The following is a 16,481-nucleotide window of genomic DNA, read 5'->3' as shown; positions in this document are numbered from 1 at the left end:
TCAGGCGGGTTGCGGCGAGTGTTCGCGAATCGTGCGGACCAGCATTTCCGCCACCTGTTCCATCTGGAACCGGCTGTCGAAGCAGCGCAGCGCGGCGAGGCGCATCGCCGCGAGTTCGGCGGGGGTCGAGTCCAGCCAGCGCCGCAGCAGCGCGATCGTGCCTTCGAGCGTGTCGGACTCGACGAAGCCCGCCTGGTCTGCCGCGATCTCGCGCCAGATGTTGACCTTGTCGCTGATCAGCACCGGCCGGCTGCACGCCAGCGCCTCCGCTACCGCGATGCCGAAGTTCTCCTGATGCGAGGGCAGGCAGAACACCTCGCATGCATGGAACGCGCCCCATTTCAGGTCGCCCGACAGCATGCCGGTCCAGCTGATGCGCGAGGCGATGCCGAGGCTGGCCGCGCGGCTTTGCAATTGCCGGGTCAGGCCTTCGTCGCCGGGACCGGCCATGACGAGCTGGACGTCCGGTACGGAGGCCGCCGTGCGCGCAAAGGCTTCGATCAGCAGGTCGCAGCCTTTCTTCTCGTGGATGCGGCCCAGGAACAGCAGCAAGCGCTTCTGCCGCAGCTCGGGAAAAGACGAAAGAAAGGCTTCGGACAAGGCCTTGGCATCCTGCGGCGGCACCGTGGTGCCGTAGGAGCCGACCACCTCCCGGCAGCGATAGAGCCAGAACGATTGCCGAGCGAGCAGGCGCTCTTCTTCGCAGGTGAAGAGCACGGCCGACGCATCGCGCAGCACGCGGTATTCGCCCCAGGGCCAGTAGAGCCACTTCTTCAGGTGCTTGAGCGGGTAGCGATGCTTGAACCACGGATCGAGCATGCCGTGGCTGTAGACGAAATAGGGCGTGGACGAGCCGTGCAGGGCGCGCCAGGCGGCGAAGCCGACGTATTGCCAGAGCCCGTTGACGATGACGGCGTCATAGTCGCCGGCGTGCGCCTTGAGCCACGGCAGCAGGCGTTCGTTGTAGCCGTAGCTCGAGATCGAGGGGCCGGTCGCGATCACCCTGCCCGGATAGTCGGCGATGAAGCCGGCATCGGGGCTGTCCAGGCTCACGAGGTCGCCTTCGTGCCCCATGCCCGCCAGCGCATCATGAATCCGCCGGACTCCCTCGATGGGGCCTCCGCCCCGGGGATCGACGGATGGAATGAGGTGAAGCAGTCTCACGATCGCGAGGCGCGGCTTGGGAAGATTTCGAGCCTCGGATAGCGGAAAACCAGGAGGGCGTAGGCCAGCATGATGCCGAGCAGCGCATTGGCTGTGAGTTGGCCGAGCGCGGGCCAGCTGACTATGGCCAGCGTGGTGGTCAGCCACACCAGCACGGCATAGGGGGAATTCGTCCGGATCGAGACTCTGAGACTCCACAGCAGCCCGATGCCCAGCACCACGTACTTGACCGCGATGTAGGCGACTCCCAGCAGGCCGCCCTCCATCAGGATGCGGCCGCCCTCGGCTTCCGCGAGCGCGAAGACATCCGCCGCTCCGGTGCGAACGTAGGTCGCGAGGTTGGATCCATAACCCACGCCGTAGCCCAGCCAGCTCATGAGGTCGTAGACCCAAGGTTCGCCGAACAGAACGGTGAAAACCCGTTCGACGAAATTCTCGGCCTCCGACGCCTGTTCGAAGCGTGTCTGCGTGATGCCGATGGCATCGCGGAAAACATAGGCGAAGAGCGCAGTCAACGCCAGCACGACGACGACCGCCACCGCCGCGCCCACCTTGTTGCGCGCTTTCGAGAACAGCAGCCTGCCGACCAGGTAGGCCATGAGCATCATCCCCGAGGTGATCGCCGCCGTTCTGGAGCCGCTCACCAGCGCGCCCGTGACGAAGGCCACGAACACGGCGATCGCGAACAGGAACTGCCTGGTGTTGCGCTTCCTGGCGCCCAGGATGCCGAACACCAGCGGTGCCACCATCGTCAGGTAGGTGGCATAGCCGGAGGTGAAGCTGAAGGTGCCCGTAGTGCGGACCACGCCCACCACCGCGACGAAGACGCTTTCCTCGTCGCCGTCCAACTGGGTGTTGATCCGGGCGCCGGGAGGCGAGTAATGCTGCAGCACGGCCAGTGGTGCCAGCAGCACCATCACGACCGCGGCTGCAAGAATTGCGGTCCGGTAATCCTTTTCGTTCATGGCGGCGGCCGCCGCGACGGCGAACCACGTGTACAGGAGCCAGAAACGCAGGCCGATCACAAACACGACCGGTGAGCTTTCGCCGCCCACCAGTTGCAGCAGTCCCCAGCCGAGCACCAGGCAGGACCATGCGAGCATGGCGGCCGTGATCTTCTTGTGGCGTCTCAGGTGGCCATGCCGCCAAGCGTAGACGACCAGCGCGAAGGCCAGCAGATCGCGCAGAAGAATCAACGGGAGCGTGGACGCGGACGCCACCCACTTGCGCACCGCTCCCTCGAAAACGACGATTAGGAAGACGGCAAGAAAAAGCTGCCCGGCGCGGCTGAGCGACGCCGCCCGGCTCGTCGCGCGGGGGACGCTTGCGGCGATCGCGCTCATGGGCGCACCCCGCCGGATTGCATGCCGTTGTTGTCGCTCACCTTTGCACCTCGGTGGTCAATGTCCGGAGCGCATCGACGTGCGCATCGATGCGATGCGGTACGTACCACTTGTGCGCTTCGCGTCCGATGACGCGCGGATCGACGGCCGATCGGTCGACCGCGTCGAAACCGCGAGCATAGTGCACGTTGGGCGTCAGGCCATCGTGCACCCCATACTCTTCAGACAGTAGGACAGGGCAGACAGCGTGCGAGCTGTAGGCCGCGAAGATGCCGCTCTTGGATACATAGTCCGGCGGGTAGGCCAAGGCGCCGTAGTCCGCGCTGGACAATGCCAGGCTCACTTCTTTGGCCGGCAGCTTGCCGTGCGCGATCACGCCTTCCTGAGCCAGCCGCTGCGAGAGCGCGCCTTCCGGCATCGGCGGGCCGATGTCGTGGATTTCGAGGCCGTTGCGCTTCGCGCAGCGGAAGAGTTCGCCGCCCGACCACTCGTAGGCCTGGGCCCGGATGCCGGAACTGCCGAAAACCACCAGCCTGCGCTGCCGTTCGGTCTCGATCGAAGCGGGCTCGCCCACATTCGAGAACACCGGCAGCACGCGGTGCGGCGCGGCCGGCGAATGCTCCAGCAGCCAGCGTGCGGATTCCTCCCGGTTCGTCAGCCAGAAATCGGATCGGCGCAGCAGGTCGCGCGCGATCCGCTGCTGGCAGCCGCTGAGCCAGAACGCGGAGCCCCACGGCGGGCCGGTCGCGAAGAGCTCGTGGAAGACGATGCCGAAGGACTTGAACTGGCTGCGCAAGTCGTCGATCTTCTTGACCAGCCACAGTGGAACGCCGCGCTTCTGGAAACCGTAGCCGCTGAAATGCAGAAGCAGGAACTCTCCCGTCAGCGAGGCGGTGTCGGTGCTGCGCGTCAGCTCCATCAGCGGCGCGTGAAGCGGATTGCCGACCGCGGTCGCATAGTCCCGCACGCCGCCCGTTCCGGGCGGAATCAGGGAGACGGAAGAGACGGTCATGCTGGGCATCGAGGCACGGAAGGCAAGTCCTTAGGAAGGAACGAGTTCTTCGCTACAGAAATCTTCGTAGGCGCGCGCCACGCCGGCGCGCAGCGTCGTCCTGGGCGCCCAGCCGAGGTGGCGAATTCGCGAAATGTCGAGCAGCTTACGTGGCGCGCCATCGGGCTTGCTCGCATCGCAGCGGATGGCGCCGCGATAGCCCACCACCTCACTCACCAATTGTGCGAGTTCCGCGATCGACAGGTCTTCGCCGCTGCCGATATTGATGTGGCTGGTCGTGGGCTCTGTATGGGCTGCGTAGATTTCGCGCGGAAGATCCATCACATGGACGCAGGCACCTGCCATGTCGTCGACGTAGAGAAACTCCCGCTTCGGCGTGCCCGTGCCCCAAATCACCACCGATGGCGCATCGGCGAGCTTGGCTTCGTGAAAGCGTCGGATCATGGCGGGCAGGACGTGGCTGTTCTCGGGGTGGTAGTTGTCGCCCGGGCCATAGAGGTTGGTCGGCATCACGCTGCGGAAGTCGCAGCCGTACTGGCGGTTGTAGCTCTCGCAGAGCTTGATGCCGGCGATCTTGGCGACGGCGTAGGGCTCGTTGGTCGGCTCCAGCTTGCCGGTCAGAAGCGCATCCTCCGCCATGGGCTGCGTCGCGAGCCGCGGATAGATGCAGCTCGACCCGAGAAAAAGCAGCTTGCTCACGCCGGTGCGCCATGCCTCGTGGATCAGGTTGGCCTCGACCATCAGGTTCGAATAGATGAACTCCGCCGGATAGCTGTTGTTGGCGTGAATGCCGCCGACCTTGGCCGCCGCCACGTAGACCTCCTGCGGCCTTTCCTCGGCGAAGAAGGCGCGGACCTGGGCCTGGTCCGTCAGATCGAGTTCCGCACGACTTCGGGTGACGATGTTGGTATAGCCCTTTTCGACCAGGCAGCGCACGATCGCGCTGCCCACCATGCCGCGGTGTCCCGCCACGAAAATCCGCTTCTGAAACTCGTTCATTGAGATAGACCTTGGTAGGGGGTTGAAGATCGCGCCGGCGCTCTCCGGGCCTGAAGCCTCAGGCGAGTCGTCGCTGCGGATCGGCGGCGTCTGCGGGCAGATCGTCGAAACGCACGATGTCGTCGTCGCCGAGATAGCCGCCGGTCTGGACTTCGATCACCTCGAGGATGGTCTTGCCGGCGTTTTCCAGCATGTATCGGGCACCGACCGGAATGTAGATCGATTCATTTTCCTTGACCAGGAGCACCTTGTCGTCGCACACCACCCTGGCCGTCCCCTTGACCACCACCCAGTGTTCGGCGCGATGGTGGTGCATGCGCAGCGCAAGGTGCGCGCCGGGCTTGACCGTCAGGCGCTTGACGGCGAAACGCTCGCCGTCGTCGATGCTGTCATAGGCGCCCCAAGGCCGCGGGATGCGGCGATGCCGGGTGGCCTGGCTGTGGCCCTGCGTCGTGAGCAGGGCGACCACGTCCTTGACCTGCTCGGCGCAGTCGCTGTGCGCAACCAGCAGCGCGTCCGGCGTATCCACCACCAGCAAATCCTTGGTGCCCAAAGCCACGACAGGGCGGTTGGGCGCATAGATGAAGGTGTTGCGCGCACCCATGGCAAAACCCTGGCCGCTGATCCGGTTGCCTTCGCCGTCCACGTCGTGCAGCTCGGCAACCGCGTTCCAGCTGCCGACATCGCTCCAGCGACCCTGGAAGGGAATGACGGCGACGCGATCGCATTTTTCGAGCACCGCATAGTCGATGCTCTGGCTGCGACAGCGGCCGAACGCGGCGCTGTCCATGCGCAGGAAATCGCCGTCGGTTTCGATGGCTGAAGTGGCCTGCCTGCAGCTATCGAGAATGTCGGGCGCGTGCTGCTCGACGGCGGCGATCAGCACCTTGGCCTGGACCAGCAGGATGCCGGCGTTCCAGAGGTGGCCGCCTGCGAGCAGCAACTGCTCAGCGTGAGCCGCTACCGGCTTCTCGACGAATGCGGCCACGGCATGGCCCGCCTCTTCGCCCAATGCGCCGTCGAGTTTCTCGCCTTGGCGGATGTAGCCGTAGGCGGTGCTGGGAAAAGTCGGCTCCACGCCGAAGGTCACGAGATACCCGGCCAGTGCGGCGGGAATCCCTTTCTGAATCGTGGCGACAAAGCGGTCGGCGTCCGGGATATGGTGATCGGCTGGCGCGAACAGCAGCAGTTGTTCCGGGTCGGCCAGAAGGGCGATCGCCGACATCGCGGCCGCCGTGTTGCGTGCCACCGGCTCGAGCAGTTGCTTGCCGCAGACATCCGCTGCTTCGATGCTTTCCTGAACCAGAAAGCGGTGCTCTTCTGCCGCAACGCAAGTCACCTCGGTATTCAGCCGACGCAGGCGTTCCAGCGTGAGCACCAGGAGGTTCTTGTTGTCGATTAGCGGGACGAATTGCTTGGGCAGGGTCTTGCGCGACAGCGGCCACAGGCGAGTGCCGCTGCCGCCGCAGAGGACGATCGGCTGAATCGCGCTCACCTTGAACCCTCGCCGGTGATGACAGCACGCACGGTCTTCAACAGGATCTTGATATCGAGCCAGAGCGACCAGTTGCTGACGTACTCCATGTCGAGTTCGACGCGTCTTGCATAGGACAGGCGATTGCGGCCGCTGACCTGCCACAGGCCCGTGATACCCGGGCGCATGGCGCAATAGTGTTCCCAGCCCTTGCCGTAGAGGCTGCGTTGGCGCTCCATGCAGGGACGCGGACCGACCAGGCTCATGTCGCCCTTGAGCACGTTCCAGAACTGGGGCAGTTCGTCGAGGCTCAGCTTGCGGATGAACTGGCCGATGGGCGTGATGCGCGGATCCTTCTCGAGCTTCTGAAAGGTGTCCCACTCGGTGCGGGCCATGTCGTTGCGGCTCAGGAACTCGTCCAGCACCACTTCGGAGTTGTGCACCATCGAGCGGAACTTGTAGAAGCGAAATCTCTGGCCGCTTTCTCCAAGGCGGTTCTGCCAGAAGTGGACCGGACGGCCCATGCTGATGCGAACGCCGAGGGCGACGAGCAGATAGAGAGGCCCGAAGAGGATGAAGAAAGTCAGTGCGCCCACAATGTCGATCGTGCGCTTCGTCGCGCGTTCGAGTCGAGTGAGTTTGCGTGGGTGTACATACGCTGGAGGCGCGGACGATCCACCGCCATCAGGGGTGAAGCGTCGGACCACGTTGCCGTGTGCGGTCGAGTCGGAACGAAACATTTAAAAATCCCCCAGACGGGTGCTGCCCTCAACTTCGGAGCCAGAGCGCAGCAGTGTAACGCTTTACTACTATTCGCAAGAATTTGAACACAAGATTCCTTCGTTGTCTTGTGAACAAAAGACGTACACCCTTCGTCAAGCAGTGTAAGTTGCGTACTCGGTGAATATGCTCCCACATCGATTGGTGCAATGCAGCATAGTCGCCCAAAGTGTAGGCCTTTTGTATGACAACATGTTAACGCTTCTTGACGGTTGGGTGTTGTTTGCAAACGCCGTTCGTCGATTTCATGAGCTGGTTCTTGCCTCCGGGGTTGCTGCAGTGCAGCAAGCATATGGCGTGCCGGAGGAATTCAAAAGGTTTACAAAAAGCTACCGCAGCAGCGCACTGGGTTATTGGGGCCGAGCGGATGGCGCCGCGTGGCGCGCTCGATGAGCGGTACGGCAGGCGATAGCGAAGCGGGGCGGCGCTGGCGTTGGCGCAGGCCCCGTGAGATGGGTTCGACAGGAAGGAACTGCCGTGTCGAACGCGAGGGAGGCGCTACCGCCTCCCCCCGGCACCGGCGTTACTGGCGCATGCTTGCGTCGTGTGCTGCGCCTTCGAACGGGAGCACCATATTGCCAAGGTCGCGGCGGGTCTCCACCAGCACCAGCGGGCCATCGTCGACCACGATCGCGGGCGGGCGCTCGCGAGGTACATGACCGGGCTTGGGTTCCGCCGCGATCGCCGCACGAACTTGAGCCACGCGCTCGGCATCCGAATTGACCCAATGCAAGCCCGAGCCCTCCGCCACTTGGGCGAGCTCGTCCAGCGGCAGCTCGAAGGGTTGCACCTTCGGCAGCGCGCGCGAGCTTGGGGCCTTGGCTTCTTCGACCACGACGGGGGTCGACGGTGCGGCGGCGGGCCGTTCGGTGCGAAGCACTGGCGCTGGCGGCGCGGTTTCGATTTCGATGCCGTCGTAGGCGCCGCTGGGCGCGGGCGGGAGTGCAGACGCGGCCGGAGCCGCCTCGCCCTCTTCGCGTGGTCCGCGCTCGCGGCGATCGCGGCCGTAGCGATCGCGGGAGCGGCCTCGGCGCTCCTCGCCGTCACGCCGTGGTGCGGAATCCTCGCTCGCTGCATCACCGGCGCTGCCGATCTCGGTGGCCTCGGCAGCGAGCGGCTGGGCTTCTGCGGCGGAAGGTACATCGATGGCGCGCGGGGCGCCGTCATTGCGCCGCTCGCGGCGGCCTTCGTTGCGCTCGCCGCGAGGCGCGCGTTCCTCGCGGCCGCCGCGCGCACCGCGATCAGCCGAAGCGCCATCCTGTTGTTGCGAGCTGTCGGCATTCGCTGCGCGGGCGGCGTCGCCCGTGCGTTCACGCGCTGCGTCTGCGCCGCGCTCGCCGCGCTCCCGGCGTTCGCCGCGTCCGCGCGGTGCGCGTTCCGAGGGTGCACCTTCGTTGCCTGCCAACGCACTCGGTGCGATCGCCTGCGCGTCAAGCTGGACGTCGGTTGCTTCGGTCGGCATTTGGCGCAGGTCGCTGTCGCGACGCTCGCCGCGGCCACGGCGCTCGCCGTCGCGTGGCGCACGCGCTTCACGGGGCTCGCGGGGTTCGCGAACCTGGCTGTCATTGCGCGCCTCGCCGCGGACTTCGCGTCCTTCGCGACGCTCGCCTTCGCGGCGTTCGCCGGAACGGGCGCCGCGGCGCTCGCCGTCGCGGCCCCCGCGTCCTTCACCGCGGCCACCGCGGCGCTGCTCGCCGTCGCGTGCGGTGCGTGCTTCGCCGTCCCGGCTGCTGCGGCCTTCCCGGCGCGGCTTGGGCGCTTCCACCGGAATCGTGGCCGGGGCAGGTGCCGGTGCCGGCGCGGCGCCGAACAGGCTCTTGATCCAGCCGAAGAGTCCTGATTCGGCGGGCGCACGTGCAACGGGTGCGGCCGCAGCAGGTGCAGGCGCCGGCGCGACCACCGGCGGGCGTGCCGCTTCGGGCCGCTGCACCGCCACCGGTGCCGGCGCGTCGGGCAATACGCCCTTGATGACTGGCGTCTGCTTGTTGGTCGGCTCCTGCGAGCGCCGCGTGACCGAGGTCGGGTCCTCGATCTCGTCGGCCATCTTGTAGCTGGCCTCGATGTGGTCGAGCCGCGGGTCATCGTGCTTCAGCCGCTCCAGCTTGTAGTTGGGCGTTTCCAGCGTCTTGTTGGGGACCATCAGCACGGTCACGCGCTGCTTGAGTTCGATCTTGGCGATCTCGGGGCGTTTTTCGTTGAGCAGGAAGGATGCGACTTCGACCGGCACCTGCACATGCACGGCGGCCGTGTTGTCCTTCATGGACTCTTCCTGAATGATGCGCAGGATCTGCAGCGCGCTCGATTCGGTATCCCGGATGTGGCCCGAGCCGCCGCAACGGGGGCAGGGGATGGACGAGCCTTCGGAGAGCGCCGGCTTCAGGCGCTGGCGGCTCATTTCCATCAGGCCGAACTTGCTGATCGAACCGAACTGGACGCGCGCGCGGTCCTGGCGCAGCGCGTCGCGCAGGCGGCTTTCGACCTCGCGGCGGTTCTTCGACTCGTCCATGTCGATGAAGTCGATGACGATCAGCCCGCCCAGGTCGCGCAGGCGCATCTGGCGGGCCACTTCGTCGGCCGCTTCGAGGTTGGTGCGCGTGGCCGTCTCTTCGATGTCGCCGCCCTTGATGGCGCGCGCCGAGTTCACGTCGACCGAGACCAGCGCTTCGGTGTGATCGATGACGATCGCGCCGCCGCTGGGCAACTGCACCGTGCGCGCGTAGGCCGATTCAATTTGATGTTCGATCTGGAAGCGGCTGAACAATGCAGCGTCGTCGCGGTAGCGCTTCACGCGCGCAGCGTGCTCCGGCATCACGTGCGCCATGAACTGCTGCGCCTGGTCGTAGATGTCGTCGGTGTCGATCAGGATGTCGCCGATGTCGTGATTGAAGTAGTCGCGGATTGCGCGGATGACCAGCGAGGACTCCTGGTAGATCAGGAAGGCACCCTTGCCGCCCTTGGCAGCGCCGTCGATGGCGGCCCAGAGCTTGAGCAGGTAATTCAAGTCCCATTGCAGTTCGGGCGCGGAGCGGCCGATGCCGGCCGTGCGCGCGATGATGCTCATGCCCTTGGGGTACTCGAGCTGGTCCATCGCCTCCTTGAGCTCGGCGCGGTCGTCACCCTCGATGCGCCGGCTGACGCCGCCGCCGCGCGGGTTGTTCGGCATCAGCACGACGTAGCGACCGGCCAGCGAGATGAAGGTGGTCAGGGCCGCGCCCTTGTTGCCGCGCTCTTCCTTCTCGACCTGGACCACCAGTTCCTGGCCTTCGCGGATCGCATCCTGGATCCGGGCCTGGCTGGCCGAGACGCCTTCGGCGAAATACTGCTTGGAGATTTCCTTGAACGGCAGGAAGCCATGGCGGTCTTCGCCGTAGTCGACGAAGCAGGCCTCCAGCGACGGCTCGACGCGCGTCACGACCGCCTTGTAGATATTGCCCTTGCGCTGCTCGCGCCCTTCGATTTCGATTTCGTAGTCGAGGAGCTTTTGCCCGTCGACGATGGCCAGGCGGCGTTCTTCTGCCTGCGTGGCGTTGATCAGCATCCGCTTCATGATGCGTTTCCTTTGTCTGTTCTATCGTTCTAACCGGTCCATGACGGACCTAACGATGCACGGACGACGCGTCGCGAAACGAAGGAATTGCCGCTGTGCCCCGGCTGCTGCTGAGTTGCCGCGCGGACGCGAACAACCGTATCGAGCGTCAGCTCAATGACAGCCGGGGTGGGGGCGCGTGGATGGGGGCGAGCCCGATATGGTGTTGACGCGCTATATTTTCTATAGCAATTGGCGCAATGGTGGCGCGCTCTCCCGACGATTCAATGCCTGCAGCCGCTGGCATCAGCCAGCGCACGCAAAGTTGAATCAGCAGTATCAACACAAGGTACTCGCTTCGATCCGTCGGCAGCTTTTGGTCTGCCGGCTGGGTATTCCGTATCGGTGTTTCGTGGGCGTCGGCTTGACTTTGATGTAGCGCCCGCCGCCTTGCGCGTTGGCGCGTGGCTTGCGGGCTCAACGCCTAAGCGGCATCGACCTCACAGCGCCTCCGGCAGTGCTCTAAACTTCTGATTAATCAAGCACTTACAAGACCGCGCTGGTGAAAAACATTATAGGTGCGAAGCCAAGCCCCGTGGCAGCAGAAGTTCGCTTTCTGACCGTCGATGGGGAATCTGCGGGCCAGAGACTCGACAATTTCCTGTTCCGGCAGCTCAAGGGCGTACCCAAAACCCATGTCTACCGGATCATCCGGTCGGGCGAGGTGCGCATCAACAAGGGGCGCGCCCAGGCCGAGACCCGGCTGGCGCAAGGCGACGTATTGCGGGTGCCGCCGGTGCGGGTGTCGGCGCGATCGGAAGAGGGCGGCTCGCCGCCGGCGCCTGCGCGCGAATTCCCCTTGTTGTATGAGGACGATGCGCTGCTGGCGATCGACAAGCCGGCCGGCGTCGCGGTTCACGGCGGCAGCGGCGTGAGCTTCGGCGTGATCGAGCAATTGCGCACCGCGCGCCCCGCCGCGCGCTTTCTGGAGCTCGTGCATCGGCTGGATCGCGAGACCTCGGGCATCCTGCTGGTTGCCAAGAAGCGAAGCGCATTGACGGCGCTGCAAGACCAGTTTCGCGAGCGCGAGACCGGCAAGACCTACCTGGCGCTGGTCGAAGGCAACTGGCCGGCTAACAAGAAGGTGCTCGATGCGCCGCTCGCCAAGTATCTTCTGCCGGGTCAGGCAGGCTCGGCGGATCCGGGTGAGCGGCGCGTGCGCGTGGTGGCCAAGGACCATCCCGACGCGATGCGCGCCGTGACGCTGGTGAAAGTCCTGGCTCGCGTCGCCCTTCCGGCGGACGCTGCTTCCTTTTCGCTGCTCGCCGTTACGATCAAGACCGGTCGCACGCATCAGATTCGCGTTCACCTCGCCTCGGGCGGCCATGCGATCGCGGGCGACGACAAGTACGGGGACTTCGAGCGCAATCGCGCATTGCAGAAGCTCGGCCTCAAACGCATGTTCCTGCATGCCTGGCGCCTGCAGTTCACCCACCCCGCGAGCGGAGAGCGCATGGCGCTGCAGGCCGACCTCCCGCCGGATCTGCATGCGCTGATGCCGCAGGCTGCGCTCGATGCGCTCGCGGCCCACCCCTCGACAGCCTTTCACTCATGACCGACATTCGTCCCCGTCGTTTCGACCTGATCGCTTTCGATTGGGACGGCACGCTCTATGACTCGACGCGACTCATCGTGCGCTGCATCCAGGCCGCGGTGGTCGACGTCGGCGGCGCCAAGCCGAACGAGAACGACGCCGCATGGGTGATCGGCCTGGGCCTTGCTGAAGCGCTCGCTCGCGCGGCGCCCGACGTGCCGAAGGAGAAGTACGCCGAGCTCGGCGCGCGTTACCGCTATCACTACCTGCAGCATCAGGATGACCTGGTGCTCTTCGACGACGTCCTGCCGATGCTCGATGCGCTCCACGCGCGCGGCCACAAGCTGGCCGTGGCCACGGGCAAATCGCGCCGGGGGCTCAACGAGGCGCTCGCGACGGTTGCGCTGCGTGACCGCTTCGATGCCTCTCGAACGGCCGATGAAACCTTCGGCAAGCCGCATCCCCGCATGCTGCTCGAATTGATGGAAGAGCTGGACGTGCCGGCCGAGCGCACCTTGATGATCGGCGACACCACGCACGACCTCCAGCTCGCACTCAACGCCGGCTGCGCGAGCGTGGGTGTGAGCTACGGCGCGCACGAGCCGGACAGCTTCGACGAGCTGAAGCCGCTGCACGTGGCGCACTCGGTGCCCGGTCTGACGCAATGGCTTCTCGAGAACGCATGAAAATCCGCGCATGAGCGAATGCATTCCCCTGTGCAACACGGCCGACCTGGTCGAGGGCGGGCGTGCCGTCCCCTTCGACGTGGTGCATGGCGGCCAGACGTGCAGGGCCTTTGCCGTTCGCTACGAAGGGCAGCCGCATGCCTACCTCAACCGCTGCAGCCACGTCGCGATGGAACTGGACTTCCAGCCTGATCGCTTCTTCGATGACAGCGGCCAATGGCTGTTGTGCGCGACGCATGGCGCCGTCTACAAGCCGGACACCGGCGAGTGCGCCGGCGGTCCCTGTCGAGGCGGCCTGGTGAAGATCGCCTTGAGCGAACGTGACGGAGTGGTGCACTGGCATACTGCCTGGAACCTCCAACCTCTGGTTTTCTGAAATGACCGATTCCAACCGCACGGAACCCGAGGGTTTCGAGCCTTTCGAGCGCGCTACGCCCTCCCGAAACACCTCGAAGAACGATCCGACGCAGCAGCCGAACTGGGAGCGCGCAACACTCGAAAAGCTGGCCTTCGCCTCGCTGCGCGAGCAAAGAGCCACGCGACGTTGGAAGACGTTCGTTCGCCTGAGCTGGCTCGCCTTCTTCATTTTCCTGGTGTGGCTGGCCGTGTCCCGCGGCACGCCGACGACCGCCAAGACCACGGCCCACACGGCGGTGGTCGAAATCAAAGGCGAAATCGCCAATGGCGGCGATGCGAGTGCGGAGTTCGTGATCGCGGCGATGAAGTCCGCTTTCGAGGACGACGGCGCCAAAGGCGTGGTTCTGCTGATCAATTCGCCGGGCGGAAGCCCCGTGCAGGCCGGCATCATCAACGACGAGATCAAGCGCCTGCGGGCCAAGCACAACAAGCCGGTCTACGCGGTGGTCGAGGAGACCTGCGCGTCGGCGGCGTATTACATCGCGGCTGCGACCGACAAGGTCTTCGTCGACAAGGCGAGCATCGTCGGAAGCATCGGCGTGCTGATGGACGGTTTCGGATTCACTGGCCTCATGGACAAGGTGGGCGTAGAGCGCAGGCTCTTGACGGCCGGCGAGAACAAGGGCTTCCTGGATCCGTTCAGCCCGATGAGCGATGCGCAGCGGGTGCACGCGCAAAAGATGCTCGACCAGATCCACGCGCAGTTCATCGATGTGGTCAAGAAGGGCCGCGGCGACCGGTTGAAGGGCGATACGCCCGGCCTGTTCAGCGGCTTGTTCTGGAGCGGCCAGCAGGCCGTGGAACTGGGCCTGGCCGATCAGCTCGGCAACGTCGATTTCGTTGCGCGCGAAGTAATCAAGGCCGAGGAAGTGATCGACTACACGCGCCGGGAGAACGTGGCCGAGAAGCTCGCCAAGAAATTCGGCGCTGCCCTCGGCGATGCCTCGGTGCGGGCGCTGCGAACCGCGCCGGCGCTGCGTTGAATCAGGCCGGATTCGCGTAGCGCGCCGATGCCGCGAGCGCTGCGGCAAAGGCCACCACGATATACAGCGCAGCAGTCAACGAGCTGAGCTGAGCCAGAAAGCCGATCGCGGGCGGTCCTGCCATGAAGCCCAGGTAGGCTGCCGCCGATACCGCCGCGATGCCGCGTGCCGGCTCAACACCGGGGACGCGCGCCGACGCCGCGAAGAGAATCGGCACCACGTTGGCGAAGCCGACGCCCACGCCTGCAAATCCGATCAGGGCCAGCCAGGGTGCATCGGCCAGCAGCACCAGCGTCATGGAGGCTGCAGCCAGCCAGGCGCTGCCGCGCAGCAGCAGGGCCGGCGAGAAACGCGCCCGCATCGCGTCGCCGGCGAAGCGCGTAGCGGCCATCGCTGCCGAAAAGCTGGCGTAGGCCAGCGCGGCCTGCTGCTGAGGGCTGCCCAGCTCCTGCTTCAAATAGAGCACGCTCCAGTCGTAGATCGCTCCTTCGGCAATCAGCCCCAGCGCGGCGAGCACGCCGAGGACCGCCAGCGCGCCGTGCGGCAGGCGAAAGCCGTCGCCCGTGCTGGTGAATGCGGTCGCTTCTTTCGGCAACATCCATCTGGAAGAGAGGGCGATCGACAGCGCCATCGCTGCCGCGACCAGCGCCAAGTGCGATTGCGGCGCCATGCCAGCGGCGAGCGCTGCGCCGCCGGTCACGGCGCCTGCCATGCCGCCCAGGCTGAACATGCCATGCATGCCGCTCATCAGCGGATGGCCGTTGCGCAGCTCGAGCTGCGCGGCCTCGGTATTGATCGCCACATCGAAGACGCCGGTGAGAACACCGAATACGGCGAGCAATCCCAGCAGCGCGCCATAGCTCGGCATCGCCAGCAAGCCGGCCAGCAACAGCGCATAGATCGCGCCGCACAGGCCGGCTGTGCCGCGCGCGCCATGGCGGCCGATCCAGCGGCTTGCCTGCGTGAGGCCGAGCAAGGCGCCGACACCGGCGGCGAGCATCGCCAAGCCGAGCGCCGCCTCATCGACGCCATAGTGGATCTTCACGGTCGGGATATGAACGCCCCAGGTCGCGAAGATGAAGCCCGAGCCGAAGAATTGCGCGCGCGAAGCCCAGCGCATGCGGGCGGAAACGCTCGTCACGGTGCCGGACAAGATCAGCGCCCGATCGCGAACACGGCAGGCGACCGCTCGTCGGCCGGCAGCGGCTTGGCGCGCCAGCTCTTCACCGTCTCGCTGCGCACGTTCGCGGCCGCGAGCGTGAGTCCGCGCGCCACCGCGAGTCGCGTGTTGTGCTGCAAGGTCTGCACGAGCGCCTGCAGCAGGACGGCATTGCGGTAGGGCGTTTCGATGAAAAGCTGCGTCTGGCCGGTGCGCAGTGCGAGCGTCTCGAGCTCGCGGATGCGTTGCGCGCGTGCGTCGGCGTCCTGCGGCAGGTAGCCGACGAAAGCGAAGTTCTGGCCGTTGAGTCCGCTGGCCGCAAGTGCGAGCAGCAGCGACACCGGGCCGGTGAGCGGCACCACCGTGATACCCAGTTCGTGCGCGGCTCGTGCGACGGAGGATCCCGGGTCGGCGACGGCTGGCATGCCGGCCTCGCTGAGCAGGCCGATGTCCTTGCCTTCGAGCGCGGCGGCAAGGAGTGGTCGGGCATCGAACTGGCCAGCGTGGTCTCCCTTCTTGTGGACCTCGCGCGGCAGTTCCTGAATCTGCTGGGCCTGCAGCGGCGCAGAAAGCGGCGCCACCGCGTCGACGCGCTTGAGATACGCGCGGGCCGATTTCGCGTTCTCGCAGATCCAGTGCGTGATCCCAGCCGCGATCCGCAGTGTGCCGAGCGGAAGCACGTCCTGCAGCGGCACCTCAGCCTCACAGCCGAAATCCAGCGGTGCGGGCACCAGGTAGAGCTTGCCCTTGCTCACAGCAGGTCCACCCCTGCGGCCCGCAGCATGTTGGCGGTTCGGATCAGTGGCAGCCCTACCAGCGCCGTCGGATCGTCGCTGTCGATCGCTTCGAGCAAGGCAATGCCGAGGCCTTCACTCTTGGCGCTTCCCGCGCAGTCGTAGGGCTGTTCCGCGCGCAGGTAGCTATCGATCGCCGCATCGCTGAGCTCGCGAAACACGACGCGCACCGGCGCCAGGTCGCGCTGCACGAAGCTCGTCGCCTGGCACACCACGGCGACAGCTGTCTGGAATATCAGCGTCTGGCCGCGCATGCGCCGGAGTTGGGCGGTGGCGCGCGCGTGATCTCCCGGCTTGCCCAGGGATTCGCCGGCCAGGTCGGCCACCTGGTCGGAACCGATGACCACCGCTTCCGGGAACCGGCGGGCGACCGACATCGCCTTTTCGAGTGCGAGCCGCTCGGCCAATGCGCGAGGCCCCTCGCCGGCCTGCGGTGTTTCGTCGACCTCGGGCGCCTGAACATCGAAAGCCAGGTGCAGGCGCGCAAGAAGTTCGCGGCGATAGCGCGAGGTCGAGGCAAGAATCACGGTACGTTGCATGGGCCACGATT

General features: G+C 65.7%; 14 protein-coding genes. 4 read left to right on the top strand and 10 right to left on the bottom strand.

All coding sequences use genetic code 11. The features are described from left to right. The 7 genes from AC3A6B_RS17460 to AC3A6B_RS17430 all read right to left on the bottom strand — a co-directional run bounded on the left by AC3A6B_RS17460 (position 1) and on the right by AC3A6B_RS17430 (position 10,319). Positions 1-1,053: a glycosyltransferase gene (locus AC3A6B_RS17460; RefSeq protein ID WP_487837926.1), complete on the bottom strand. Its 1,053-nt coding sequence runs from the start codon at positions 1,051-1,053 to the stop codon at positions 1-3. 107 nt (positions 1,054-1,160) lie between these two features. Beyond that, entirely contained in the window at positions 1,161-2,507 is a 1,347-nt protein-coding gene (locus AC3A6B_RS17455; RefSeq protein WP_487837925.1) for a hypothetical protein, read from the bottom strand. Positions 2,508-2,544: 37 nt separating this feature from the next. Further along, positions 2,545-3,519, bottom strand: coding sequence for a hypothetical protein (locus tag AC3A6B_RS17450; RefSeq protein WP_487837924.1), 975 nt, complete (start codon positions 3,517-3,519; stop codon positions 2,545-2,547). Between the two features lie 30 nt (positions 3,520-3,549). Then, positions 3,550-4,518, bottom strand: a complete 969-nt coding sequence (gene fcl, locus AC3A6B_RS17445) for a GDP-L-fucose synthase (protein WP_487837923.1) — start codon at positions 4,516-4,518, stop codon at positions 3,550-3,552. A gap of 58 nt (positions 4,519-4,576) precedes the next feature. Then, the gene (locus AC3A6B_RS17440) at positions 4,577-6,013 is read right to left on the bottom strand and encodes a mannose-1-phosphate guanylyltransferase/mannose-6-phosphate isomerase (RefSeq protein WP_487837958.1); all 1,437 of its coding nucleotides are present in this window, start codon (positions 6,011-6,013) and stop codon (positions 4,577-4,579) included. Next, positions 6,010-6,732 carry a sugar transferase gene (locus AC3A6B_RS17435; RefSeq protein WP_487837567.1) on the bottom strand — a complete coding sequence of 241 codons (723 nt, stop codon included), beginning with the start codon at positions 6,730-6,732 and terminating at the stop codon, positions 6,010-6,012. Before AC3A6B_RS17435 ends, AC3A6B_RS17440 begins: the two co-directional genes overlap by 4 nt. Positions 6,733-7,295: 563 nt before the next feature. After that, positions 7,296-10,319, bottom strand: coding sequence for an Rne/Rng family ribonuclease (locus AC3A6B_RS17430; protein ID WP_487837922.1), 3,024 nt, complete (start codon positions 10,317-10,319; stop codon positions 7,296-7,298). Positions 10,320-10,860: 541 nt separating this feature from the next. Here AC3A6B_RS17430 and AC3A6B_RS17425 point away from each other — a divergent pair. From AC3A6B_RS17425 to AC3A6B_RS17410, 4 genes are read left to right on the top strand one after another with little or no spacing between them, the layout of a single operon-like run. Then, positions 10,861-11,913 carry an RluA family pseudouridine synthase gene (locus AC3A6B_RS17425; RefSeq protein ID WP_487837921.1) on the top strand — a complete coding sequence of 351 codons (1,053 nt, stop codon included), beginning with the start codon at positions 10,861-10,863 and terminating at the stop codon, positions 11,911-11,913. Beyond that, a complete protein-coding gene (locus AC3A6B_RS17420) occupies positions 11,910-12,578 on the top strand; it encodes an HAD-IIIA family hydrolase (protein ID WP_487837920.1) in 669 nt (222 codons plus the stop codon). Before AC3A6B_RS17425 ends, AC3A6B_RS17420 begins: the two co-directional genes overlap by 4 nt. A 10-nt stretch (positions 12,579-12,588) precedes the next feature. After that, entirely contained in the window at positions 12,589-12,954 is a 366-nt protein-coding gene (locus AC3A6B_RS17415) for a Rieske (2Fe-2S) protein (RefSeq protein WP_487837919.1), read from the top strand. Between the two features lies 1 nt (position 12,955). Then, complete coding sequence (locus AC3A6B_RS17410) at positions 12,956-13,978, top strand: S49 family peptidase (RefSeq protein WP_487837918.1); 1,023 nt, start codon at positions 12,956-12,958, stop codon at positions 13,976-13,978. Between the two features lies 1 nt (position 13,979). On the opposite strand, the gene AC3A6B_RS17405 is transcribed toward AC3A6B_RS17410, so the two are convergent. Genes AC3A6B_RS17405 through AC3A6B_RS17395 form a run of 3 tightly spaced genes read right to left on the bottom strand, consistent with a single transcriptional unit; the run spans position 13,980 to position 16,470 of the window. Next, a complete protein-coding gene (locus AC3A6B_RS17405) occupies positions 13,980-15,119 on the bottom strand; it encodes an MFS transporter (protein ID WP_487837917.1) in 1,140 nt (379 codons plus the stop codon). A 14-nt stretch (positions 15,120-15,133) separates the two neighbouring features. Beyond that, positions 15,134-15,892, bottom strand: coding sequence for an SAM-dependent methyltransferase (locus AC3A6B_RS17400; RefSeq protein WP_487837916.1), 759 nt, complete (start codon positions 15,890-15,892; stop codon positions 15,134-15,136). Further along, positions 15,889-16,470, bottom strand: coding sequence for a Maf family protein (locus AC3A6B_RS17395; protein WP_487837915.1), 582 nt, complete (start codon positions 16,468-16,470; stop codon positions 15,889-15,891). The genes AC3A6B_RS17400 and AC3A6B_RS17395 overlap by 4 nt, the downstream gene beginning before the upstream one ends. Between the last annotated feature and the right edge of the window lie 11 nt (positions 16,471-16,481).

This window comes from Variovorax sp. Soil_C_33, from assembly GCF_057656935.1.
Note: the sequence above shows the minus strand (reverse complement) of the source record. Positions and strands in the feature narration are given on the sequence as shown.